Source organism: Sporolactobacillus inulinus (assembly GCF_006539285.1).
Classification (GTDB): domain Bacteria; phylum Bacillota; class Bacilli; order Bacillales; family Sporolactobacillaceae; genus Sporolactobacillus; species Sporolactobacillus inulinus.
In genome coordinates this window covers 56,324-79,741 of record NZ_BJMS01000009.1, presented here as the reverse complement: position 1 = coordinate 79,741, position 23,418 = coordinate 56,324, and the positions used below count along the sequence as shown (strand labels likewise).

Annotated in this window: 22 protein-coding genes, 1 other RNA gene and 1 riboswitch; of the genes, 6 read left to right on the top strand and 17 right to left on the bottom strand. The window is 42.7% G+C overall.

Annotation, left to right across the window (positions count from 1 at the left end):
• Both SIN01_RS02065 and SIN01_RS14925 read left to right on the top strand, forming a co-directional pair.
• Nucleotides 1–541: SIS domain-containing protein (locus SIN01_RS02065; RefSeq protein ID WP_141305921.1), on the top strand; the 541-nt coding region annotated here is incomplete at its 5' end.
• 1 nt (nt 542) lies between these two features.
• A complete protein-coding gene (locus tag SIN01_RS14925; protein ID WP_156994745.1) occupies nt 543–698 on the top strand; it encodes a hypothetical protein in 156 nt (51 codons plus the stop codon).
• Nucleotides 699–1,226: 528 nt separating this feature from the next.
• Here the strand turns inward: SIN01_RS14925 and SIN01_RS02060 are convergent.
• On the bottom strand, nt 1,227–1,856 hold the full coding sequence (locus SIN01_RS02060; protein ID WP_047034988.1) for a cyclodeaminase/cyclohydrolase family protein: 630 nt from the start codon (nt 1,854–1,856) through the stop codon (nt 1,227–1,229).
• The gene (locus tag SIN01_RS02055; RefSeq protein ID WP_010025698.1) at nt 1,843–2,721 is read right to left on the bottom strand and encodes a bifunctional 5,10-methylenetetrahydrofolate dehydrogenase/5,10-methenyltetrahydrofolate cyclohydrolase; all 879 of its coding nucleotides are present in this window, start codon (nt 2,719–2,721) and stop codon (nt 1,843–1,845) included. Before SIN01_RS02055 ends, SIN01_RS02060 begins: the two co-directional genes overlap by 14 nt.
• 52 nt (nt 2,722–2,773) lie before the next feature.
• Nucleotides 2,774–2,856: riboswitch (ZMP/ZTP riboswitch) on the bottom strand.
• A 215-nt stretch (nt 2,857–3,071) separates the two neighbouring features.
• Here SIN01_RS02055 and xerS point away from each other — a divergent pair.
• Complete coding sequence (gene xerS / locus SIN01_RS02050; protein WP_010025695.1) at nt 3,072–4,145, top strand: tyrosine recombinase XerS; 1,074 nt, start codon at nt 3,072–3,074, stop codon at nt 4,143–4,145.
• Nucleotides 4,146–4,199: 54 nt separating this feature from the next.
• On the opposite strand, the gene SIN01_RS02045 is transcribed toward xerS, so the two are convergent.
• The 5 genes from SIN01_RS02045 to SIN01_RS02025 form a co-directional block, all read right to left on the bottom strand.
• Nucleotides 4,200–4,895 carry a YjjG family noncanonical pyrimidine nucleotidase gene (locus SIN01_RS02045; RefSeq protein ID WP_010025692.1) on the bottom strand — a complete coding sequence of 232 codons (696 nt, stop codon included), beginning with the start codon at nt 4,893–4,895 and terminating at the stop codon, nt 4,200–4,202.
• A 25-nt stretch (nt 4,896–4,920) separates the two neighbouring features.
• Entirely contained in the window at nt 4,921–5,493 is a 573-nt protein-coding gene (locus tag SIN01_RS02040; RefSeq protein WP_010025691.1) for a xanthine phosphoribosyltransferase, read from the bottom strand.
• 123 nt (nt 5,494–5,616) lie between these two features.
• Nucleotides 5,617–6,573 (bottom strand): magnesium/cobalt transporter CorA, encoded by a 957-nt coding sequence (gene corA / locus SIN01_RS02035; RefSeq protein ID WP_010025689.1) that lies wholly within the window; start codon nt 6,571–6,573, stop codon nt 5,617–5,619.
• A 38-nt stretch (nt 6,574–6,611) separates the two neighbouring features.
• Nucleotides 6,612–7,154 carry an EXLDI protein gene (locus SIN01_RS02030; protein ID WP_010025688.1) on the bottom strand — a complete coding sequence of 181 codons (543 nt, stop codon included), beginning with the start codon at nt 7,152–7,154 and terminating at the stop codon, nt 6,612–6,614.
• 697 nt (nt 7,155–7,851) lie between these two features.
• On the bottom strand, nt 7,852–8,295 hold the full coding sequence (locus SIN01_RS02025) for a MarR family winged helix-turn-helix transcriptional regulator (protein ID WP_010024159.1): 444 nt from the start codon (nt 8,293–8,295) through the stop codon (nt 7,852–7,854).
• A 206-nt stretch (nt 8,296–8,501) separates the two neighbouring features.
• Here SIN01_RS02025 and SIN01_RS02020 point away from each other — a divergent pair, with 206 nt between their 5' ends.
• Nucleotides 8,502–9,983: a sugar porter family MFS transporter gene (locus SIN01_RS02020; RefSeq protein WP_010024157.1), complete on the top strand. Its 1,482-nt coding sequence runs from the start codon at nt 8,502–8,504 to the stop codon at nt 9,981–9,983.
• Nucleotides 9,984–10,099: 116 nt separating this feature from the next.
• Here SIN01_RS02020 and SIN01_RS02015 read toward each other — a convergent pair whose 3' ends face one another.
• The 3 genes from SIN01_RS02015 to SIN01_RS02005 form a co-directional block, all read right to left on the bottom strand.
• The gene (locus SIN01_RS02015; protein ID WP_010024155.1) at nt 10,100–11,350 is read right to left on the bottom strand and encodes a class I SAM-dependent methyltransferase; all 1,251 of its coding nucleotides are present in this window, start codon (nt 11,348–11,350) and stop codon (nt 10,100–10,102) included.
• Nucleotides 11,328–12,227 (bottom strand): GNAT family N-acetyltransferase, encoded by a 900-nt coding sequence (locus tag SIN01_RS02010; RefSeq protein ID WP_010024154.1) that lies wholly within the window; start codon nt 12,225–12,227, stop codon nt 11,328–11,330. The genes SIN01_RS02015 and SIN01_RS02010 overlap by 23 nt, the downstream gene beginning before the upstream one ends.
• A 120-nt stretch (nt 12,228–12,347) precedes the next feature.
• The gene (locus tag SIN01_RS02005) at nt 12,348–13,355 is read right to left on the bottom strand and encodes an NAD(P)/FAD-dependent oxidoreductase (RefSeq protein ID WP_010024153.1); all 1,008 of its coding nucleotides are present in this window, start codon (nt 13,353–13,355) and stop codon (nt 12,348–12,350) included.
• Between the two features lie 209 nt (nt 13,356–13,564).
• Here SIN01_RS02005 and SIN01_RS02000 point away from each other — a divergent pair, with 209 nt between their 5' ends.
• Together SIN01_RS02000 and SIN01_RS01995 are read left to right on the top strand one after the other, a co-directional pair.
• Nucleotides 13,565–14,047: a hypothetical protein gene (locus SIN01_RS02000; protein ID WP_010024152.1), complete on the top strand. Its 483-nt coding sequence runs from the start codon at nt 13,565–13,567 to the stop codon at nt 14,045–14,047.
• A complete protein-coding gene (locus tag SIN01_RS01995) occupies nt 14,044–14,532 on the top strand; it encodes a hypothetical protein (RefSeq protein ID WP_029548122.1) in 489 nt (162 codons plus the stop codon). Before SIN01_RS02000 ends, SIN01_RS01995 begins: the two co-directional genes overlap by 4 nt.
• Before the next feature lie 6 nt (nt 14,533–14,538).
• Here the strand turns inward: SIN01_RS01995 and parC are convergent, their stop codons facing one another.
• The 7 genes from parC to SIN01_RS01960 form a co-directional block, all read right to left on the bottom strand.
• Complete coding sequence (gene parC / locus SIN01_RS01990; protein WP_010024149.1) at nt 14,539–16,974, bottom strand: DNA topoisomerase IV subunit A; 2,436 nt, start codon at nt 16,972–16,974, stop codon at nt 14,539–14,541.
• A gap of 2 nt (nt 16,975–16,976) precedes the next feature.
• On the bottom strand, nt 16,977–18,935 hold the full coding sequence (parE, locus tag SIN01_RS01985; protein ID WP_010024148.1) for a DNA topoisomerase IV subunit B: 1,959 nt from the start codon (nt 18,933–18,935) through the stop codon (nt 16,977–16,979).
• A 98-nt stretch (nt 18,936–19,033) separates the two neighbouring features.
• Nucleotides 19,034–20,545: a carboxypeptidase M32 gene (locus SIN01_RS01980; RefSeq protein ID WP_010024147.1), complete on the bottom strand. Its 1,512-nt coding sequence runs from the start codon at nt 20,543–20,545 to the stop codon at nt 19,034–19,036.
• A gap of 106 nt (nt 20,546–20,651) precedes the next feature.
• A complete protein-coding gene (locus SIN01_RS01975; RefSeq protein WP_010024146.1) occupies nt 20,652–21,788 on the bottom strand; it encodes a THUMP domain-containing class I SAM-dependent RNA methyltransferase in 1,137 nt (378 codons plus the stop codon).
• Between the two features lie 91 nt (nt 21,789–21,879).
• Nucleotides 21,880–22,268: RNase P RNA component class B (gene rnpB / locus SIN01_RS01970), an RNA gene on the bottom strand.
• A gap of 69 nt (nt 22,269–22,337) precedes the next feature.
• Nucleotides 22,338–22,649: a cell division regulator GpsB gene (gpsB, locus tag SIN01_RS01965; protein ID WP_010024145.1), complete on the bottom strand. Its 312-nt coding sequence runs from the start codon at nt 22,647–22,649 to the stop codon at nt 22,338–22,340.
• Nucleotides 22,650–22,804: 155 nt separating this feature from the next.
• Nucleotides 22,805–23,386 carry an SLOG family protein gene (locus tag SIN01_RS01960; protein WP_010024143.1) on the bottom strand — a complete coding sequence of 194 codons (582 nt, stop codon included), beginning with the start codon at nt 23,384–23,386 and terminating at the stop codon, nt 22,805–22,807.
• Nucleotides 23,387–23,418 lie beyond the last annotated feature (32 nt).

Genomic DNA, 23,418 nt, shown 5'->3' with positions numbered 1-23,418 from the left:
TAAATTGGAAAAGGAAAATTACTACCAGCAGCTAAACATGGCAATCGAGAATACGCTTAAACGATTTCGGGCAACAGACCGCTCACAAATCTATCATCGAATCCAAATGGCTGAACATATCTATGCCTATGGAACAGGGTGGGCGCAGCGAAACGCAGTACTTGAATTAAAGCGGAATTTCCTAAGCTGTGATCGAAGAATTATTGATCTAACTGCAAAAAAAGAGTTTGAACTCGCACGTCAATATTTTACAGAACGGGACCTACTGATTATTATTTCGTTAAGCGGTGAAATTAAAGAGATTATAGAAGATATTCGCATGCTAAAATTCAAGCATGTACCCGTACTATCCATTACTGATTCAGATTTCAAAAATAATGAGCTTGCAACATTGGTTCCATATAATCTTTACTTTCAATCGATAAATTTTCCTCAACGCAAAGATGGGAATTCAATAGTAAATCCCACTTCGCTAGGAACACTTTTTGTGTTAATTGATGCTCTATTTTTTGACTATCTCTTTCGTAATGATGGAAAATAAGATGGTCATTTGGAGAAACGAAGCATCATTTCAGGATACGTTCAGCGATCAGTTATCGAAAGAGGGATTCGAGCAACTTGCCGATCAGTGTTATGGAAAAAGGCAATTCAAACCGATACAGGACTTTGCAAAGGCACAGTTGTGCCGGTTGTGGTAAGAAATCGTGCGAAAAACACATTCATGATTTCTTGGAATGAACAGGGAAAAGTTCAGGCAGGGAAGCTGATCTTACAATCGAACTGAAATAGACTGAATGGATGAAGGAGATACGCTTCAAATGGATTGCGACCAATATGGGCGGGACACTGCTAAACTCGGAGAACTAACGCCGATGAAAAAATGCGGAAACGGGGAGGGTGGCTAGCATTTGACAATAGATTCATACGTTCATAAGCACGCGTCTCATCATAGCATTAACAGCGAGCTTGTTCCACGTTACTCCATGTACCAGTATTGATCATAGATGTGAAACTAAGAATAGTTGCCATTAAAGGCCAAGAATAATTTAACGAAAAAATTCAAGCAAAAAACAATGGCTGGATAAACTTTTGCAACGCTTTAATCGTAAAAGTAAAGAATGAGCAATTAATTTGATCAAGAAGGGGTGAAAATCTCAGCGCTAGATTACTACGTAAAATATAATTTTGACGAAGTAATGTCTAGGGATTTGAAAATGATGCCTCCATCAGCCGATTTTATCCATAACAATGTCCATGACCGACTGTTTGATTTTTTGTGCATCATTTAATAAATGCATGCCTTGTTTTTCATAACTACTTTTTGTTGTTTCATTTTTTATTGATGATAAGTTGATCTTAACGGTCAGCCAAGCGGATTGGATCGCTGCATCAAGCGTAATGACGGCCACACCAAGGTCTGAAATCACATTCTTGTTATAAATTTGCGCTGCTTCTTCAAGTAGTGCCATAACATCCCGACTTTGCGCCATTAGTCTGAGCGGAACATTTGCTGCTTGAATCGCCGCTTGCTGCAAACACTCGGAACGTTGCGCACGTTTCTCATCGCTGTCTTTGGGCATTTTCAAAGCGTCCATAAACAAACTGAATGATTCCATATCCTGTTTTGCCATTTGTTCGAATGCGTCAAGCGAAGCTTTTATCTGTTCAATGATCGTATTCATCTGAGCTGCGTTTTTTTCAAAATGTTTACCCGTTGTCGAAAGGTTGGCAACCATGGCGCCCATCGATGCACCGAGTGCGGCACTTACCGCAGCAACGCTTCCGCCTCCGGGGGTTGGTGCTGCAGAACACGCAGCCTCAATAAATTGGCGAATTGATTGGTCAAAGACTTTCACGCTGGTCAACCTCCCTTTTCCTTTTGCACGTCTGCAGCTGCACCGCTCTCATTAAGTTTTCAAATAAGAGCATGGTCGTTACTTTACCAACACCGCCTGGAACCGGTGTCATCGCTTTAACGAATTCCGCTGCCTCAGGCTGCACATCACCCATGATTCCATCCTTCGTTTCGCTAATACCGGCATCAATAATGGTTAACTTGCGATGAACCATGTCCGGTGCTATTAAGCCAGCCTTCCCCACTGCTGTAATGAGCACATCAGCTTTTTCAATATGCATCCGCAGGTCTTTGGTGTATTTATGACAAACCGTCAGCGTCGCATTTTCACGCAACAAAAGTTGTACGAGCGGTTTGCCTACGGTCTCGCCGTGACCAATTAACGTAACATTCTTTCCTTCAAGCGTATAGCCGAAATAATTCATGATTCGGATACATGCTAACGGAGTTGCTGGGTACAACCCTTTATCACCAGTAAAACAAGCGAGTTTATTTGTCGGTGTCAGACCGTCGATATCTTTTTCAGGAGAAATGGCCGCTGCCAAACGCGTAGCATTAAGATGTTTCGGAAGTGGAAGTTCCAAAATGATGCCATGAATGGTTGGACAACGGTTGAGCCATTTAATGCGTTCGAGTAGTTCTGTTTCTGTTACTTGTGGATGAACTGAGGTGAGCAAATAACGAATGCCCAGTTTGCGCGCAATTCTTTGTTTCACCTTCGCATAGCATTCTGATGCTGGATCGCCCTGAACAACAATCACAGAGATCGTGGGTTCAATTCCCCGCTCTTTAAGTTGCTTAACTTCTACACTTAAGTGATCCAATATTTCTTTTGCAAGTGCCGTTGTCTCAAGCAATTTTCCCAATGGATACGCCTCCGTAAACAAATAAAAAAAGTATTTGGCTCTTCTTCTCCAAATACTTTGCCCAGGCGTGCGGCTTATCATTACCTCATGTGCTCCCTCATGGTTTCCCATGCTACGCCAGTTACACATGATCTGTTAATTACTTTAATCATCTCTTACAATATAGCATGGATTGACGTGAAAAGAAAAGCAGAATTCGAAAAAAGATGATCAATGTCACATTCACTCAAGGTAATTGATGATTAATCTTGAATTGATTGAGCGTTTACTTCGTAAAATATTTGCTAAACCGCTCTCATTATGCTATTCTGTATATGTTAAATATTACCATTTTATATGGAGGTATCCTTATGGCTGACGAAAGTTCCCAACATCTTTATGAACGAATTGATGAAAAAACAGCGCGTCTTCCCTGGTATGTTCGTGAGTATGTGGATAAAAAAATGAGGGTGATGTCCCCTCGTTCATTGCTCAACTATTGTCATGACTACCTGATCTTTTTTGATTGGATGATCGCTGAAGGATTTCATCAAGGCGATCGTACATCGGTACCCTTAGAGTCTCTCGAGAAATTAACACCACAGTCGATCGAGAATTTCCTTTCCTATCTCCAATTTCGGCTGCAAAATGACAAATTTACAATGAACCGAAAGCTGTCCTCATTAAAGTCACTTTTTAACTATTTACAAAATATTGCTGAGACAAGTGAGCTAAAGCCATACCTTACACGTAATGTGATGGCGAAAATTTCATTTAATAAGATTAAGGAGGATCAAGAAACAGTCGCTCAAAAAATGGCTGGAAAAATCCTTTGGCACGATGAATACGAGGCGTTCCGTCAATTTGTGGCGAGCGATTATCGCGAAACGGTCAAGGACAATCGGAAGCTTTTAAATTTTCATGCGCAAAATGCCGAACGCGATACCGCGATTATTTCGCTGATCCTTGGATCGGGCCTTCGTCTCTCCGAGGTAGTTGGTCTTGACTTACATGATGTTGATTTTCAAAAACGAATGGTTCGTGTTGTTCGAAAAGGGAATAAAGAACAATATGTATTTTTCAGTGAACAAGCAGGTTTGGATCTTGAAGATTATCTAAATGTGCGTGCAAAAAAATATCGGCTGCCGGCTTCAAACCAAGCGTTGTTTGTCGCTGCGCCGATGGGTCCAAAAGGGACAACACGGCGCCTCAGCGCGCGGGCGATTGAGAATCTGGTTAAAAAGTATGCCGTCGCCTTTGGCAAACCTTCCCTCTCTGTACACAAATTACGCCACTCATTTGCGACTCGTTATCAAGCGGAAAATAACGATATTCCTAAGCTTCGTCGTCAGCTTGGGCACTCCTCGATCCAAACCACCATGATCTACACGCACTTGTCAAATGATGAACTGAAGCGTGCGGTCGATCATATGGATCACGCCTGATCAACGGATGATCAGGCGTGATTTATTTACATAAATAATTTATGGTATATTGAGTTACTCCGATTCGAGGACAATCGGGGCCAACTGGTTTAAATCATTAATTTCATAAGTTGGTTTCAAATCAAGCGGATTGTTCAAATGATTTGGATTGAACCAACATGTGTCCATTCCGGCTCGGTTTCCGCCATACATGTCGGAAATCAGTGAATCACCAATAATTAGTGCGTTTTCAGCATTGAAATTGGGAATATGGCGTGCTACATAGTCAAAAAAACGTTGATCCGGTTTATGATAACCCGTGTCTTCAGATACAAAGATCACCTTAAATAAAGGGGTCAGTGCTGCATCTGCCAGACGTTTTCGTTGTGTATCGGCGACGCCGTTCGTAACGACATACAAATCGAAATGGCTCTTTAACTTTTCCAATGCGCGACGTGCGCCTGGGATCAATGGATGAGCTTCGCCAAGAAAACGGCGGTAGCTTTTCTCCATATCAATTCCGTCCACTGTTTTTCCAAAGGCTTTGAAAAGTTTTGAAAAACGAGTGAATAATAATTCATCACGTGTTATTTCGCCCTTTTCAAAGTTATGCCACATATTTTTGTTCATCTTTTTATAATAATTTTCAATTTCTGATGTCAATTGAATGTTTTGTTCCGTGAACAACCGCTGAAGTGCTAACTTTTCCGTTTTCCCAAAATCAAGCAGTGTATCGTCCACATCAAACAATAAAAATTTATAAGAATGCATGGTTTCCTCTCAGTAAGGGTTTATTTTAGTCCAAAAACTGTACGTGATGATCGTTCAAAGAAGCGATACGCGCTAACGAATAGACGGCATACCCAGCCCGGTCAAGTCTGCCTCGCCCCTGTTGAAACGATTTTTCAATGACGATGCCAATTCCTGACACAGCAGCACCTGCTAAATCAACGAGACGAGTCAAACCTAGTGCAGCTTCTCCATTGGCCAAAAAATCATCGATGATTAAGACATGATCTTCTTTTATAATCGTGTCTTTTTCAAGAAAAATAGTGTTATGAACCTTTTTCGTAAATGAATAGACGTCGGTCGTTAAGCTGTCCTCATTAATGGTTAACGATTTTTTCTTGCGCGCAAACAGTACGGGGACGTTCATTTCCAAGCCGGTCATCAGTGCCGGTGCAATTCCGGAGGATTCAATCGTTAAAACTTTTGTAATCCCGGCATTTTGAAAGTGCTTGGCGAATGCTTTGCCAATCTTTTTCATTAATTGCGGATCAATTTGATGATTGAGAAATCGATCAACTTTCAGAATCTCCGAATTAATCACCGTGCCATCCTTGCGAATGCGCTCTTTTAATTCATCCACTACACTGTTACACTCCCTTATTTGATTAGAAAACTTAGATCACAGATCATACGAGCATATCAAGGCTGCGTCGCTGCAAAAAAGCATGCTAAAAGCAGGACAAATGAAGCCTTCATGTTCTAATTACTTATCAAACCAGCCTTTTTTGCGGAACCAATAAAACATGATGAGCGCAATCACAGCCATAACGCCTAGAACAATAAAATAACCGTATTGCAAGTCTAGTTCCGGCATATATGCGAAATTCATCCCATAAATGCCGACAATAAATGTTAAAGGCATGAAGATTGTTGTAATGACGGTCAATGTTTGCATAATCCGATTCATGCGGTAGGTCGTCAGCGACAGATAACTGTCACGAATATCTGAAGTGATTTCCAAATTCGATTCAATCATATGTGTCAGCCGACTTAAATTTTCATTGATATCACGCAAAAAAAGTTCCTGATCGCGGCTTGTCTTAATCATTGCAGAACCGATGATCCGGTGAATGACATCCATTAATGGCGCAATGACGCGGCGAAAACCAAGCAATTGACTGCGTAACTGAAAAACTTTGCGATTGAGCTTATGGATCGGCTCATTTTTTGCATTCAAGTCCAGCTCATCAATTTGATCCTCAAGATCATTGACAGCCATAATATATTGATCGATCAGCCTGCTCATCAATCGGCGCAAGATCTCTTCAGGAATGTGTTCGGGTTGAAACTGCGGATCGGATCTGCACTCATGCCAAACGTCATTGATTGCTTTCAAATTTTTTCGGTGAAAGGTGATTAGCTTTTGCTCACTGACATATAGATAAAGTTCATGCGTCTTCAATGTATTTGGACTGATCACGCGCATTGAAACAGAGTAGCCGTCCTTAAATAATTTCAGTTGCGGACGATTGGGCTGTTTTTGGACGAGCTTATTCTGCCGGTCAAACTCCGGGAATAAATGCTTGACTTCTTCTCGTTCTTCTTCCGTTGCAGCACTGATATCCAGCCAAAAATTGTCCGAAGCTGCGGATGCTAATTTTGAAAGATCCCAGTTCGAAACCAATTGATTCTGCTGATCATGAGTCAGTATCCGTATCACAGAAACAAGCACCTGCCTTTTGTTGACTCGAGAAATGGTTAGATATCAAGAAATTCTCCATCTTTGATTTCATGCAAGGCATGGTATAAATCAGTGGGAACCTTGCCAATAAGGTCATCAATAGAGTTATAAACACTTAAAATCCGTTTATCCGGAATCAGATCATCCGATTCGGCCGTTAGTGAAAGACCGCTGGTACTTTCTCCTGCAATTTTCTCCATAATCCTTTTTCTCAGTTCGTTTTCAATCGATTGTTCCAAAGGGATTCGCTTCTGTTCGCGAACGTAGACAGCGTACCGGCCATGGGTCGTTTCGTAAACCGTATAGGTTGTTAGTGTTGAATGATCCTCATCGTGCACGCTGGCCGAAGCAAGCTCACGCCCGATGAATCGTTTTCTTTTATAATAGCCATCTTCACCTGCAGAGACTTCAATATGTTCAAAACCTTTTCCCTCTCCGATCTTTGTGTAAAAGCGGAGTGCCTGTACAATCGTAGCGGACAGATTTTTACCGGAAACTTCTTGGGCTTGTTCAAATACTTCCAAATCAGCGTCTGGAACATAAATGGTCTTATTCGGCATCAACGTACGCTCCCCTTCTTAACCTACTTAGTTTATACATATAAATATACACGCTTTATACGTATATTAAAAGCAATATATACAGAAAATATACATATAATTTCTGTATATATCTATGTGGGATGTACATACATCGAAGAATACACCTACAAAATCACAAAAAAGCGGCTAACAGATCGTGTTGTATGGCACAAAACGGAACCTTTTTTATCTCATCTCAATTCAGTTTTGAGTTTCTATAAGCGGGGTCTAAATCCATCGCCTTTAGACGGTATCTGCTTTTAACCCTTTCTTTTCGTGTCCAGGGAAACGTATGGACGGTTATCAAAAAAATAAAATTAAGGACGCCATTTTCAAGATTGATGACTGTCCGAATTCAGTGTGCATTGAGTACATGGCCTTTCAGAAGACTTCAGTTTTGAATGGCATGGCGACTTTATGGCGCAGACATTTATCTCTGAACTCAGCAGCATTTGCAGGCGGTCGTTTCGTACTAAATTACTTGAAAACCAGATCGTTGCCCCCATTATTCATGCCTAAATCCGGATCGGTTCAATTTTTTCTTTAACGCTGATCGACAGAATTATGTAAATCGCTGTAAAAAGGCTGCGCTCAGATGCTTATAAAGCGAACACAGCAATTAAACAAACGTTTATTTAAAACGAAACTTATGTTATATGCGGTCAATCATCGACAATTACTGATTGTCTAATTTTTTCAATAACTGAAGGAACTGTTTTTGTTCTTTGATCGATAATCCTTTAAACCGCTTCAAGAAAAATTGTCTCTGCTCAGGAATCATTTGTTCATACACCGCTCTGCCCTTTTGTGTTAACAGGATGTACTTTGTCTTCCAGTTTTGTTCGCGGTTCAAATAGCCTTCTTTTTCCATCTTTATAATGAGCTGCGTAATGTTTCCTTTTGTGAAAAACATCATTTCAGCGAGCTGCTTTTGCGAGACATGTTCATTTCCCCCAACTTTAACAAGCAGTTCGAGTTGAGAAATCGTAAAGTTCCATTTTTTTAGAAATTGACTGTAACTTTTTAATTGAACATGATAGGCACGAGACAGCTGAAACCACAGTTGGATTGCGGTTTCCGAAAGGTTTTCTGTTGAATTTCCTGTTGTCCTTATTTTCAATTTATTTCACCTTTTTTGACTTAATATCGGTTTAATGCTAAACTTAAAATGCGCCTGATAAACATAGAGTAAAAGAGTTGGATTTTCGCTTCGTTGGTCAAACTTGACTGATCGCGGGTTAATTCCAACAAATTGATCTGTATGCATGAACAAGCAAGGTTTCCTTGCTGCTTTTTACTCTAAGGAGGAGATTTGTTATTAGTAGTATGAATAAACCTTTAGAATCGTCAAACGATCCCGCGGGGTTGGATCATCATCAGCAACAGAGCAGTACTACAAATCATCCCAAAAGATATTTGAAAGCGATTACTCTCATTTCTTCATTCGGAGGCCTTCTTTTCGGGTACGACACAGGCGTGATCAATGGTGCCCTTCCCTATATGGCCAGACCCGATCAATTAAATTTAAGTGCGTTCTTGGAAGGACTCGTTGCGAGTTCATTAATATTAGGCGCCGCATTTGGAGCTGTATTCACCGGAAAATTAGCAGACAGCAAAGGAAGAAAAAGAGTCATCATGTATCTTGCCTTTGTATTTCTGGTGACCACAATCGGTTGCTCATTTGCTCAAAATGCTCAAGTCATGATCTTCTTCCGCTTTTTACTTGGATTGGCGGTTGGAGGAGCTTCCGTTACCGTACCTGCATTTCTTGCAGAGGTTTCTCCAGTTGAACTCCGCGGCAGAATGGTTACTCAAAACGAGCTGATGATTGTTACCGGACAGCTCCTTGCCTACACGTTCAATGCTGTACTTGCAAACTATTCTGGAGGCGCTTCCCATATTTGGCGTTTTATGCTTGTACTTGCTACGCTTCCGGCAATTGTTCTATGGATTGGCATGTTCTTCGTTCCCGAAAGTCCCAGATGGTACGCTTCTAAAGGAAAATTTAAAAGCGCATGGCGTGTTTTAATGAAAATTCGACATCCGAAACGAGCGAAGCTGGAACTCACCTCAATTAAAAAAGCGGTTCATACCGAACAGAAGCTTTCTAAAGCGTCATTTAAAGATTTGGCTATTCCTTGGATCAGAAGAATTGTTTATCTTGGTATCGGCTTATCAGTCATTCAGCAAATAACCGGCGTTAATTCAATTATGTACTATGGTACACAAATTCTAAAAGATTCAGGATTTAGCACAAATGTCGCGCTGATCGCAAATGTTGCGAACGGGATCATTTCCGTGCTTGCCGTATTTTTGGGAATTTGGCTGCTTGACAAGGTGAATCATCGTCCCATGCTAATGATTGGCTTCGCAGGTACTTCTTTTGCGTTACTTATGATCAGTATATTTTCAATGACTTTGAACGGAACAGCTCTATTACCCTATTTAGTGCTCAGCATGACCGTCATGTTTCTGGCTTTTCAACAATCGACCATTTCTCCGGTTACTTGGCTGATGCTGTCGGAAATCTTCCCACAGCGTCTTCGTGGGCTTGGTATGGGTGTATCTGTTTTTTGTCTTTGGATAACCAACTTCATGATCAGCCTATTGTTCCCGGTCATTCAAGAATTTATCGGTCTTTCAGCCACATTCTTTCTTTTCTTCCTATGCGGTATTGCTGCCCTTCTTTTCGTCAAACTCGCTTTACCGGAAACGAGAGGAAAATCGCTTGAAGCGTTGGAGATCTATTTCCGCAATAAAGGACGTAAAATTGCAGTCGGCGATCAAAACAGTAAGCTAAGGTTATGAAATAAACCGTTCTATTGGAAAGAGCAGCTTTTTGCTGCTCTTTCTTTGTGTTTGCTAGGATTGATGCAGTTCGTCCTACATCATCCCTAGCAAGTTCACCCCGCTACCCTTTGCGATCAGCATTTTCTCTGTATCCGGTTCGTCTCGCCCGGTTTCACGCAAACAAGCGTAAATAATTTTGGCAGTCCAATATCGTTAATTTTCATATTCGGCTGCTCATCCAAACGGCTTACAATTAAGCCTGCTTGTGCGAACGTTGTGACAATCTCGCCAAGTGTCCATTCTCTCAAGTAGACCGTCCGTTCTTCACGCTCTTCACTCTGATGTGACGGATCAAGATGCTTCGTAAACGCAACAGATCGCGTATGAAGAGACTGATCGAAATAATTGCCGAATACAATTTGCCGCTTGCCACGAGTCGTTACGAGTTTTGTCGAGACTGGATGAAACTCCTGAATAATGAAAGTTCCTCCGGGCTTTAAAAGTTGCTCGATCAGATCAGCAAGTGGTTCAAGGTCAATGAAATAATGCAAAATACCAAGTTCCATGAACACTTTGTCATAACGGCCTTTATGTTCAGCGATTGGAAGCTTCAAAACATCAGAAACAATATAGTTTAACGAGACGCCAAGTGCTTCAGCAGTCTTTCCAGCGTAGGCGGCATTTTCTGCCGAGATATCGACAACGGTCACATTTGCACCAAGTAAGCTGAGAGCAAGTGCTTTTCCAGCGTGAGATCCAAGTAAATTGATCACGCACTGATCGTTGCAATCCGTTAGATAATCCGCAAGACCGCCTAATCGTCCAATCGGATCACGTTTTATTTTAGCAGCCGCTTCTTCAGGTGTACCAAATCGATTAATCCACGCCCGATATGCTTCATCGTTCCATGCCTGTCCGTTTCGGTCTGCGTCTTGTGCCTGCAGTTTCTGCATATAGCTTTTGGCCGCTTTTCGACACGCGTCATCCTGATCCATGCAACGCAAAAAGGAACTTAGCGATTTAACGGCTATTTGCTCTGTACCAATAGAAAGGGACATCCGGTCAGGATCTGTTCGCACAACCGTTCCTAAATACCCGATGATTTTAACATAATAACCATCAAGCTTAAAGGTAAAATAACAAATTCGTTTAAATTTATTGAGTATGCTCTTTTGATTGAGCGAAACGTTCTTAAAGAATGATTCAATCGCGTCCCACTGAACGGAAATTTCGATCCATGGTCCGGGACTGATCGCACATCCATGGAGACGCAAGGCGGCCGCCCCTTCAATCGTTGCTGCAATTCCCTCTTTTTTGACGAGCCGCCACGCATTGATGATGGCGGGCAGCCATTGATCATCATTAGTCCTTACGTTCTCGGTCATAAATAATCGCCTCAGTTTCTTTGACGTGCATCCGGTAATAATTAACGGTGTCTATCGGAGCAAACCCCGCATCTTGATAGATGTTCAGCGCAGCTCGATTTCTGGAGTCAACGTCAAGCTTTACCGTATGCACTGCTCTGGAAAATAGTCTGTCTAACAAATGAACAAGGAATGTTTTCCCTAATCCCTTTCCTTGAAAAGCCGAGTCAATGCCCAACCCGAACAGAAAAGCTTCATTTTCATCGAAACGTGCGTAACAAATTCCGATAATTTGATTCTTAAACACAGCCATATATCCTTCTCGATGAGGGGCAAGCAAAGCCATCTCGATAAGCTTCCGTGCCTCTTTACGATTATCGCCAAAGCTTGAGACACTGATTTCAATAAGCCGCTCCAACTCGCGTAACGTTTGTTGCTTGACTTCCAGTTGCAGATCTGTTTTTGGCGGATGGTAAGCTGCACGATCCAGCGACATGACATATTCTGAAAAGTCATACGAAGCGCCGAGATGATCAAGGAGCGAGGCAGCGAATACCCCAGGCTGACCGACCAAAAGAATATCCGGAATATGAAAATGTTTCACTTCTTCCAATGTTCGTTTCAACAGGGCTGAAAAATAGCCTTTTCTGCGGAATTCAGGATCTGTCCGTGCTGATAGTTCAGCTTCTGCATCGGTGGGGATAAACAGATGGCAAAAAGCGATCAGCCTCTTGTCCTCGTAACAGAGAAACGTATGGTTCATCTCTTTATGAACATTAAGTGAATCATCTAAATCAGTCAAGGAGGTAACGTTGTCTGCCTGCGTGCAGCGCTTTTCGAGTGCACGAATTTCTTTCTTTAATGGATAATCAATTTCATTTACGGAACGAATAATCATCAGGAGTCTCCAATCAATTAATGATCTAGTTTATATAAGCGAGATCTCGCGTATGTATAAAAAAGTGTCTCGCAGTCAAACAAAGACTTTTGAGACACCTTTTTCTTCATTTTATTGGTTTTATTTTGAAAAAAGATCACCGGCACTCGAGCTGTGCATCGGTTGTGTACGCGAATCGGGATCAATATAATGTTTTGCATTATTTACAGCGGTCGGTGCTTCACCAAAACCAGTCGCAATCAGCTTTACTTTTCCAGGATAGCTGGCAACATCCCCAGCCGCATAGACGCCTTTAATCGTCGTTTCCATCTTTGTATTCACAATGATTGCATTCTTTTCGAGCTCAAGATTCCAATTTTTAATCGGACCAAGTGCAGAAACAAAACCGTAATTAACGATCAGATCATCAAGCGGTAGCTTCTCTTCCGTTTCGCCTTTCACCCTTTGAATCGTCAATTGTTTGATTTGATCGTCTGCGCCTTCTACGGATTTGGCGACAAAAGGGGTTTTAATGTTAACCGACGACTTTTTCATCGCTTCTACACTGGTTTCGTGTGCACGGAATTGATCGCGGCGGTGAACAATCGTGACTTCCTTTGCAACCGGGGCTAATGTATTTGCCCAGTCAACCGCTGAATCCCCGCCTCCTAAGATGACGACACGCTTGTCTTTAAAAAGAGATACGTCCTGAATGAAATAGTGAATGTTCTTATACGATGAGACCTCTTGATCGACCGGCAGCGGCCTTGGCGCAAAAGCGCCGACCCCTGCTGTAATAATGACCGTTTTTGTCCGATGCGTGCGGCCTGAAGCAGCTTTAAGTTCAATCACGCCATTTTCATCCGGCACAAGCGCTTCAATTTTTTCATCCAAAACGATCTCTGGTTTGAATTGATTCGCCTGAGTGATTAAATTGGCAACCAAATCTTTTGCCTTAATTTTTGGAAATCCGGCAACATCAAAAATCTCTTTTTCCGGATACAAGGTACTCAGCTGTCCGCCAAGCTGCGGAAGACTTTCAATGATCTTCACTTTCATTTGCCGCATGCCTGCGTAAAAAGCGGTAAAAAGTCCGGTCGGTCCACCACCGATAATTGTTATATCAAAAAGTTCCTGATTCTGTACCAAAACTATCCCTCCAATGTTCTCTGCACGGTCTCATGCGGTCATGTACATTCTAATTGAAATTTATTATCAATTCCAATAAAATGGTACATCCAAAAAAGTGAATTTAGCGATACACCGATGAATGATTTACTGCGGAAAGGCGCAATCTAATCAATGAAAAACAGTTAATATGAATCAACTTCTGCACATAAATGAAAGGCGAGATCAATATGGCTGTAGCTCTTGTAATTTGCTTCGATTGGATCATAATAAATGGATTTATGATGATGCCTAAACGGTTAAATCGTGAAACGTTCTTATTTTTGTTTCTTTTAAGTTCATTGACAATTATGCTGACCATGATTTACCGAGCGGAAGACTTGTATTTCAACCCAATTTATCGAAAAATCTCACTGCAAGATGTTGTCGCTTTTCATATGAATCGGAACATCACCTTTCCAATGCTGACATTGATTGCACTGAATCTTTGGAAGAACGGACAGCTGTGGGAAAAACTATTGAGCTGCATCGGAAGCTTTGTTGTTTTTCTGCTCTTTTGCCGCATTGATCCCTTCCATACAACATTCGTACCCACTGGTATCGTCGGGCTGATCGTGTATTTTAGCTTGTACTTCCTGTTTCTTTTAGCTGCTTTATCGCTTTTTACAAGGGGCGATAAAAAACAATCAATTCAGCAAAGGAGTTCACGATGATCTTACAATACATACAGTCTAGCAGTAATGAGCTCTTTATCCTTATCGTAGGGGCAGGTGCATATTTACTGATGTTCGTTCTTCCCCAACGCTTTACCAAAGGGCAAATCGTAACCATGTTGCTGATTAGTTCGTATTGGATTTGTTTTTTTGATACAACGCTCTGTGTGAATCCATTCGATTACTATGATATTAACGATACACCGTATTTCGATCTTTGGGATCTGCTTTCCTTTGTTATGTTTGGGCCGTTCACGTATCTTTTCATTTATTTTTACACCAGCATCGAAAAAAATCGAACGACTTATTTTTTCTATATTAGTATTTGGGCATTGATTGCCATAGTCTCTGAAGCGCTCGCTTGGCACGCAAACATCTACCGGTATAAAAATGGATACCAAATGTTCTACTCGCTGCCCATTTATCTCATCGTTCTATCCATTACGTTGATGTATCATAGATTCTTTATGCGCAAGAACAAATAAGCTCCTTTAATCTTCCGAAGCTACCTCTTTCCATACCTCAGAAACCGTTCCGTCCTCTTCTTGATCCAAAACGAAGGATCCATTGCTGTAACGGTCGGACAAGCGTATCGCTGCTGCGGACACGGTGAACAATTTCCCCTTACTCGTTAAAAGGGTTAACTGGTCTTTTGGCTGCACGCGTTCAAATCCAACGATATGGTGCGGCTTTGTCTTTAGTTCACGCAGCACTTGGACGCCGCGTCTCGGCCGTCCGGTGCACTCAACTTGTTCTTCAAGTGCCATTTGTTTCACAGCTCCTCGATCCGTCACAATCACAACGTTCGACGAAGTATCTTTAATTAGCGATCCGGCGCCCGCAACATAATCCTCTGGTTTTAACTGTACTGCTTTTACACCGGAAGCACGTGTGCCGACCTCTCCAGCATCCTCTTCCTTAAATCGCAGGCAATAGCCGCTATGCGTGACTAACACTAAGTCTGACGTTCCGTTGGTAGCAAGTGCGACCAGACAGGTATCATTTTTCTTAAGCTTTATTGCCGTTAATGGTTTTGAACGTCGCTGCGCGTGATATGCGCTCAGTTTCGTTCTCTTTACCATTCCATTCTTGGTAAAGAAAGTCATATAGCGCGTTGTTTCGGTAAAGTCCTTGACAGGAACTGCTGAAATAATGGCTTCATCCGGTTCAATCGGTACAATACTGGCAAGATGCTGGCCAAGTTCTTTCCAGCGCCGATCTTGGATTTCGTGAACCGGCAGGTAAACATAGCGCCCTTTATCAGTAAAGATCAGTAGTGTATCGGTCGTATTCATCTGCTGTTGGAAAAGTGTATGATCGGTTTCTTTCATCGCAACGGAATCATTGCCGCTGGCCGCGAAGGAGCGAAGGCTCGATCTTTTTACATAGCCATGTTTGCTTACAGCAACCATAACCTCCTCTGAGGCAACCATAACCTCAAGGTCGATTTTAATTTCTTCAATTTCTGCTTCTATCGTTGTTCGCCTTGGATCGGAAAACCGATCACGAACTGACAACAATTCTTTTTTTATTACAGCAATCAATTTCTTTTCAGAAGCAAGGATTCCTTTAAGACGAGCGATGGTCAAGTCAAGCTGATGTTCTTCTTCCTGAAGCGTCACGATATCCGTATTGGTCAAGCGGTAGAGCTGCAAATTGACAATTGCCTCTGCCTGAGTCTCGGTGAAGCCGAACGATTCGGAAAGATTTTGTTTGGCATTCTTTTTGTCTTTAGAACTGCGAATCACTCGAATGACATCATCCAAAATGGAAATGGCTTTAATAAGGCCGCGAACAATATGCTGACGATCAATGCTCTTTTGGAGCTCGTACTTCGATCTTCTTGTAACAACTTCTTTCTGATGCACAATATAGGCTTGAAGAATATCTTTAAGTCCAAGTTGACGCGGTGTTTTTCGGTCAATAGCCACCATATTGAAATTATAGGTGATCTGTAGATCTGTATTTTTAAAATAGTAATTAAGAATTCCATTGGGATCTGCGTCTTTTTTCAGTTCAATAATGACACGCATACCGCTGCGATCCGTCTCATCCCTAACTTCTGATACACCTTCGACCTTATGGTCAAGACGAAGCTCATCCATTTTCTTCACCAGTAATGCTTTATTGACCTCATAGGGGAGTTCCGTGATGATGATCTGTTTTCGACCGGTACGCAGTGCCTCAATCTTCGTGCGGCCGCGGAGCACAATCTTACCCTTGCCCGTACGATAGGCCTTCTTAATGCCCTCAAGTCCCTGAACGATGCCGCCAGTTGGAAAATCGGGACCTTTGACAAAATGCATCAAATCATCAACCGTAGCCTCTGAATGTTCCATCAGATGAACGGTCGCATCAATAATTTCAGAAAGACAATGCGGCGGGATTTCCGTTGCATAGCCGGCAGATATACCCGTTGACCCGTTGACCAGCAAATTAGGAAATTTCGACGGAAATACGGTCGGCTCTTCGGTCGTATCATCAAAGTTGAGAATATAATCGACGGTTTTTGCATCAATATCACGAAGCAGTTCTGCGGAAATTTTTGACAGCCTTGCTTCCGTATAGCGCATCGCTGCAGGCGGATCGCCATCGAGACTGCCGTTATTCCCGTGCATCTCAATCAGCGGCATCCGTACTTTCCAGTCCTGACTCATCCGTACCATTGCTTCATACACAGAAGAATCGCCGTGCGGGTGATAATTACCGATCACATTACCCACTGTTTTTGCCGATTTGCGGAACGGTTTGTCACTTGTGTTTCCGTCTCGGAGCATTGCATAAAGAATGCGTCGCTGTACCGGCTTCAGGCCATCTCTCACATCTGGAAGCGCGCGCTCTTGAATAATGTATTTGCTGTAAATACCGAAACGATCGCCCATGACTTCTTCGAGCGTTCGATTCAGTAATTTCTCTTTGTTAGCCACAATTAATCAGCACCTTTCACAGCGGTCAGTCCGTCACTCGCATCATCATCAAGGCCAAATGCGACATGCGATTCAATCCACTTTCGACGTGGTTCAACTTTATCGCCCATGAGCGTGGTCACGCGTCGTTCCGCGTATGCTTGATCCTCAATACTCACTTGGATCAAGGTTCGCGTTTCAGGATTCATCGTCGTTTCCCATAATTGATCGGCGTTCATCTCGCCTAAACCTTTGTAGCGTTGAATCGTGTACCCTTTACCAATCTTTTGAATCGCTTCTTTGAGACCACGATCGTCCCACGCATACTCAACAGTCTCTTTCTTGCCGATGCCTTTGCTTACCTTATAAAGCGGGGGCAGTGCAATATAGACTTTGCCGTTATCAATCAGCGCTTTCATGTAGCGATAGAAGAAGGTCAGGAGTAGCACTTGAATATGCGCGCCGTCGTTGTCGGCATCGGTCATGATGATGATCTTATTATAATTGCTGTCTTTGATTGAAAAGTCGGAGCCGACGCCGGCACCAATTGCATGAATGATGGTGTTAATTTCTTCATTTTTCATAATCTCTTCAAGGCGTGCTTTCTGCGTGTTAATGACTTTTCCGCGAAGCGGCAGCACCGCTTGAAATTTACGGTCGCGTCCCTGTTTTGCAGATCCGCCGGCCGAATCACCTTCGACCAGATACAGTTCATTACGATCAGCATTTTTAGAAGAGGCCGGTGTCAGTTTACCACTGAGCATGGATTCTTTTCGTTTTGATTTTTTGCCGCTTCGAGCATCATCGCGCGCCTTTCGCGCAGCTAAGCGCGCTTGTCTCGCGCGTAGCGCTTTGCGAATCAGGTTCTCACTTGATTGCGGGTTCTCTTCAAGATAGTAGGCAAGTTGCTCTGTAACGACTGTGTCGACGGCAGATCGTGCCTCGCTTGTTCCCAGTTTTCCTTTCGTTTGTCCTTCAAATTGAAGCAAATGTTCTGGAACTCGGATTGACACAATCCCCATAAAGCCTTCGCGAATATCATTACCTTCCAAATTCTTGTCTTTTTCCTTCAAAATTCCTGCTTTGCGCGCATAGTCGTTAAATGCGCGGGTTAAAGCCGTTCTGAAACCGGATTCATGTGTGCCGCCATCCTTTGTCCGCACATTGTTTACGAAGGAAATCAGATTCTCTGAATAACCGTCATTAAACTGGAAGGCAACCTCGACCTCGATCTCATTTGCCTCACCTTCAAAGGCAACAACGGGATGCAAAACATCCTTATCTTCGTTCAAATAAGCTACAAATTCTTTAATGCCTTCTTCAAAATGAAAGACTTCTTCTTCATCACTGCGTTCATCGGTCAGAACGATTTTCATTCCTTTAAGTAAGAAGGCGGATTCGCGCAACCGTTCACTCAGAATATCGAACTGAAAGTTTGTTGTGCTGAAAAGTCCAGCATCCGGTTTAAAACGAATTAGTGAACCGGTTTCTCGGGTGGTGCCGATTTGTTCCAAAGTAGTTACCGGATGGCCACCGTGTTCAAAGCGCTGTTTGAACACCTTTCCATCGCGCCAAATCGTTACTTCAAGCCATTCAGAAAGTGCGTTGACAACGGATGAACCGACACCGTGAAGTCCCCCGCTTGTTTTATAACCACCATTTTGGCCGAATTTCCCACCGGCATGGAGCACAGTAAAAATAACCTCGACCGTTGGCTTCCCTGTGCGGTGCATCCCCGTCGGCATCCCGCGACCAAAATCGCGTACACTGACACTGCCGTCCTTGTGCAGGCGCACGCGAATTTCATGACCGTACCCTGCAAGTGCTTCGTCAACTGCATTATCAACGATTTCATAAACGAGATGGTGCAGTCCCTTGGAATCGGTTGAACCGATATACATCCCCGGTCGTTTGCGTACTGCTTCTAGTCCTTCAAGTATTTGAATGGTATCGTCATCATAGGCCGAAACATGTTTAGTCAAATAAAGAACCCCTTTCTTGATCCTGCCGCTCCTTCTGCAGGACGTGCATCAACAGCCGACTGCACCCATGCCTTACGTTCTATAGGAACATCGATGCGTCAAAAATGATAAATTTCACTGTATTTTTCCGTTAGATAACGAAGCAGATAGTTGGGATTCGGACATTCCCCAGTTGCCTCTTGTAAGAGCTCAAGCGGTTTTTTTAAACTGCCATATTGATGAATATGCGTGCTGAGCCAATGGGTGATTTCATGCAGCTTTCCCGACTGCAGGCGATCGTCAAAGTCGGGGATATCCTTGATCATGGCATGCTTAAACTGAGCAGCATAGACATAGCCCAATGCATAGGATGGGAAATAGCCAAAATCGCCGCCTGGCCAATGAATATCTTGGAGCACTCCTTCTCGATCATTTTTTGGGGTAATTCCAAGATATTCATTCATTTTTTCATTCCATACTCCAGGAAGATCTTTAACCTGCAAATCGCTATTAAAAAGTGCCTTTTCAAGATCATAGCGTACCATAATATGAAGCGGATAGGTTAATTCATCTGCTAAAGTACGAATGAACGACGGATGGGATGCATTAATTGCACGATAAAAATCATTCAATGAAACACTGCTGAAGTGACGATCTGCGTCGCGTCTCAATTCGTCGTAATGATAGGACCAGAAGGCTCTGCTGCGTCCAATAAAATTTTCGAAGAACAGAGACTGCGATTCATGGATGCCCATGGATGTTCCTTCACAAAGTGGTGTACCCACCAGTTCGCGCGAGATATGCTGTTCATACAAGGCATGACCGCCTTCATGAATCGTACCCAGAATCGTGGAAATAAAGTCATGTTCTTGATAATTGGTGGTGACGCGTACATCTCCGGGATTTAGCGTAAGCTCAAAGGGATGCTCTGTCTCATCAAGGCGTCCGGCATTAAAATCATAGCCGATTTCCCTTAATAAGTGGTGGCAGAGTTCCTTTTGCCGATCAACTGGAAAGGGTTGCGCTAAAAAATCCTTTTTAGGCTGATTACCCGAAGCGACAACCGCTTCTACGAGAGGAACGAGCCCGTTTCGCAGCGATTCAAAAATGTGATCGATCGTTTTAACGGTCAGACCGGGTTCGTACAAATCAAGTAATGCATCATATTTATTGTGACGAATACCCCAATACTCAATAAAGTGACGTTTATAGTCAACTATTTTTTCAAGATACGGTTGCAACATTGAGAAGTCACTTTTCGCTTTTGCTTCTTGCCACACGCTTTGCGCTTCAGATTGGAGAATGACATACGCTTTATATTCTTCAGCCGGAATCGACACATTATGATCATATTCTTTTTGAGATTTTTCAATCATTTTCTTGGTAATCAAACTTAGTTGTTCCTGTACCGTTGGATCGGTGAGCGCATCTATGTATCCTTTCATTTCATCTGACGTCGATCGCTTGAACACTTCTTCTGAAAGTGTTCCAATTACCTCTGCCCTTTGTTTCACACCCTTTTTGGGGGCACCTGTGCGCAGATCCCATTCTGCCAATGCAATGGATTCATTAAAATCCATAATCTTTTTTACATAGTGCTTGTATGAAGCGACCACTTCATTTGTTGTCATGGCAACCGTCCCTTTTCTTCGTCATAAATGCGGATTTTATCCATTCATTCTCTTTTTTACAGGCAATGTCCTTCTTGTTTTCCGAAGAAGCTTGCGGTTTGAGCGGTTAATCCGAATACTTTTTTCCAAAATATTGATAGAAATCGGTACGGATCCGTCCATTATAGAGCTTTCTTTTTTTGCTGGCCGGACGCCCGAAATCGGATTCAAATTGCGCGTAGGAAGAAATAAAATAAAACGACCAGGTCTTGTTTGTTTTATACAATCGGCCTAATGAACGGCATATTTCTCTAATTTGCTGCTCGCTGCCCATTCGTTCACCATACGGCGGATTCCCAATCATACACCCGTATTTGCTTTGCGTGGTAAAATCAGCAACCTGCATCTGTTTAAATGTGATCAATCCGCTAAAACCCGCTTCTTGTGCGTTATATTCTGATAATTCAATCATATTGTGGTCAATATCACTGCCCATAATCATTAACGGTTGATCATAGTTTGCTTTACTTTCGACTTCATCACGGGCGCGCGTCCAACACGTTGGATCAATAATCGGCCATGACTCTGAAACAAACGAACGATTAAATCCAGGCGCAATATTCTGTCCAATCATAGCAGCTTCGATGGGGAGCGTTCCTGAGCCGCAAAAAGGATCAACGAACGGCTGATCCGGCGTCCAGCGGCTTAATAAAATCATGGCACTTGCTAATGTTTCCTTCAGAGGCGCTTCGTTATGCAGGCGTCTGTATCCGCGCCGATGCAAGCCATCGCCAGATGTATCGATCGAAAGCGTGACCTGATCTTTATCCAAGGCAACCTGTATCTTATACATCGGTCCGTCTTCTTGAAACCATTCTTTGTGATAGTGCTGTTTCAAGGATTCAACAATTGCTTTTTTGACAATCGCTTGGCAATCGGGAACGCTATGTAAAACAGATTTATGGGATTTCCCGGTTACCGGAAATTGTGCTTGCTCAGGAAGCAAATTGGCCCAAGGCAATGCTTTGGTTTGTTCGAATAAACTGTCAAAAGTGACCGCTTTAAAATAGCCAACGCGAAGTCGGATTCGGTCTACCGTCCGCAACCATAGATTGCTTCTGCAAAGATCGATGGGGTCGCCTGTAAAGATTATCTTGCCATTTTCGACCTTCAGATCATTATATCCTAAATCTTTTAATTCACGAGCTGCAACAGCTTCAAGTCCCATCGCAGTTGTGGCAATGAGCGTCCATTTTTGTGTCATCAATAGAATCCCTTCTCAGGTTAATTGCCGTAACTAGCAAAAAAAGCCCTAAAATGGGCTTTTTTTCTTTAATATAAATGCATTATCCATGTTCTGTAAGCCATGTTCTGTACTTTCGCACTCAAACGAAGCAAACTGCTTCTCGTACAAAAGCGGTAATCATCTATCTACAGAATCATCTGTCCCTTTTTCCGTTTGGTTCCTTCCAAAGGGGTCCTCTACCAAGTTTGAGTTTCCCGCTCGAGGGGTTTACCGCGTTCCACTTCTTTTGTTTCCAAAAGACATCGTCACTATGGCACTTTATGGGATAGCAAGCCATATTCCAAAAGGAACACAGGCTTCTCTCCCGCCGTTAGTCCAGATCACTCTGAACTACCCTGGCTTATGACTTCGCCAGGCACGAACACTACGGTCATCACAGACCGTGCGAGCATGGACTTTCCTCTATATTCACAAGGAATACAGCGATTACCCGAACATAAATAATGTCACAAGTAGATATTATAATCTCATTTTACTAAAGAAGCAACCCATATTTAACATATTTTTTTATTCACCAAGGCGATTCCCGAAAACATGTTTTTCGAGATTAGACAACCGCTTCAGAATATCATAATTCGTGAGGCCTTGGTTTTCCAATGGTTTCGAAGCTCTTTGTTCCTCCCCTTCCGTGACTTGATTTTTTAATCGTTTATTTTCTTCGCGCAAACGCTTAATTTCTGCATTGAATACGTCGTAATCGCTAATGATGATGTCAAGGAATTGGTCAACTTCATCTTGTTGGTAGCCATGAAACCCTGATTTGAATTCTTTGTGAAGAATATCGTTTTTGGTTAATCGAATCGTTTTTTGCTCCGCCATGCTGGTCCACTCCAAACTAATGATCTCTCGTCTTATTTTTTCAAATTTAATCTATGGTGTCAATGTTCGATTCAGTACTGTTTTCCTGTCAGCTCGGTATTTACGTGCGTTTGAGTGTTTGGGTTTCAAAGGATCGTGATGCATGCAAAGGTTTGTCACTGCGTCCAGTAATTCGGGTTTTGCTGCTGCAGATCCTCGGCAGCAAAGTCCAGATCGTAACGATTAATGATTTGGATGGGATAATCATGATTTCGCTTCTTACTTTTGGCCGCAGCTAAATAATACCTAGGTGTGCCTGGGGCTTCCTCATCATAAACAATCAGCATCGCTTCGGTCTTAGCGACAAGAAAATCATTTTTTAGGCGGAGCTGTGCGGGATTCTCGTAGGGGCGGTTGCTGATCACCCCTGTATAATCCGCCTGAGCAAGCACTTCGGCGTAAAGCTCTTGCTGCCACTCCTTATAATGCTCGTCTTGATTTAAAAAGGGCACAAGAACGGCTAAGTGCACATTCAGCTTCTCTTCGTCTCTTAATTCGATACAGACGCTTCCAGCCCACAGTTCAACACCCGTTTGTCCACTGATGACAAACCATTGGACACCTTGATCAGCAAATTCGCGCATGCTTTTCTTTAATGCGTAACGAATAACGGAGATCCCTTGATGATCTGCTGAGTATATACCGAGTTCATGTGCTTTGTAGCCGGTGACAAGGATCGCTTTTCCCTCTTCAGTCAAATCATTTCCCCCCTGTTTTTTAGATAACGCGA

Coding starts and splice junctions, on each gene's coding strand:
- SIN01_RS14925 (WP_156994745.1), top strand. CDS start 543: ATGGTCATTTGGAGAAACGAAGCATCATTTCAGGATACGTTCAGCGAT.
- xerS (WP_010025695.1), top strand. CDS start 3,072: ATGGCTGACGAAAGTTCCCAACATCTTTATGAACGAATTGATGAAAAA.
- SIN01_RS02045 (WP_010025692.1), bottom strand. CDS start 4,895: ATGCATTCTTATAAATTTTTATTGTTTGATGTGGACGATACACTGCTT.
- SIN01_RS02030 (WP_010025688.1), bottom strand. CDS start 7,154: ATGCCGAATAAGACCATTTATGTTCCAGACGCTGATTTGGAAGTATTT.
- SIN01_RS02020 (WP_010024157.1), top strand. CDS start 8,502: ATGAATAAACCTTTAGAATCGTCAAACGATCCCGCGGGGTTGGATCAT.
- SIN01_RS02015 (WP_010024155.1), bottom strand. CDS start 11,350: ATGACCGAGAACGTAAGGACTAATGATGATCAATGGCTGCCCGCCATC.
- SIN01_RS02010 (WP_010024154.1), bottom strand. CDS start 12,227: ATGATTATTCGTTCCGTAAATGAAATTGATTATCCATTAAAGAAAGAA.
- SIN01_RS02000 (WP_010024152.1), top strand. CDS start 13,565: ATGGCTGTAGCTCTTGTAATTTGCTTCGATTGGATCATAATAAATGGA.
- SIN01_RS01995 (WP_029548122.1), top strand. CDS start 14,044: ATGATCTTACAATACATACAGTCTAGCAGTAATGAGCTCTTTATCCTT.
- SIN01_RS01980 (WP_010024147.1), bottom strand. CDS start 20,545: ATGACAACAAATGAAGTGGTCGCTTCATACAAGCACTATGTAAAAAAG.
- SIN01_RS01975 (WP_010024146.1), bottom strand. CDS start 21,788: ATGACACAAAAATGGACGCTCATTGCCACAACTGCGATGGGACTTGAA.
- gpsB (WP_010024145.1), bottom strand. CDS start 22,649: ATGGCGGAGCAAAAAACGATTCGATTAACCAAAAACGATATTCTTCAC.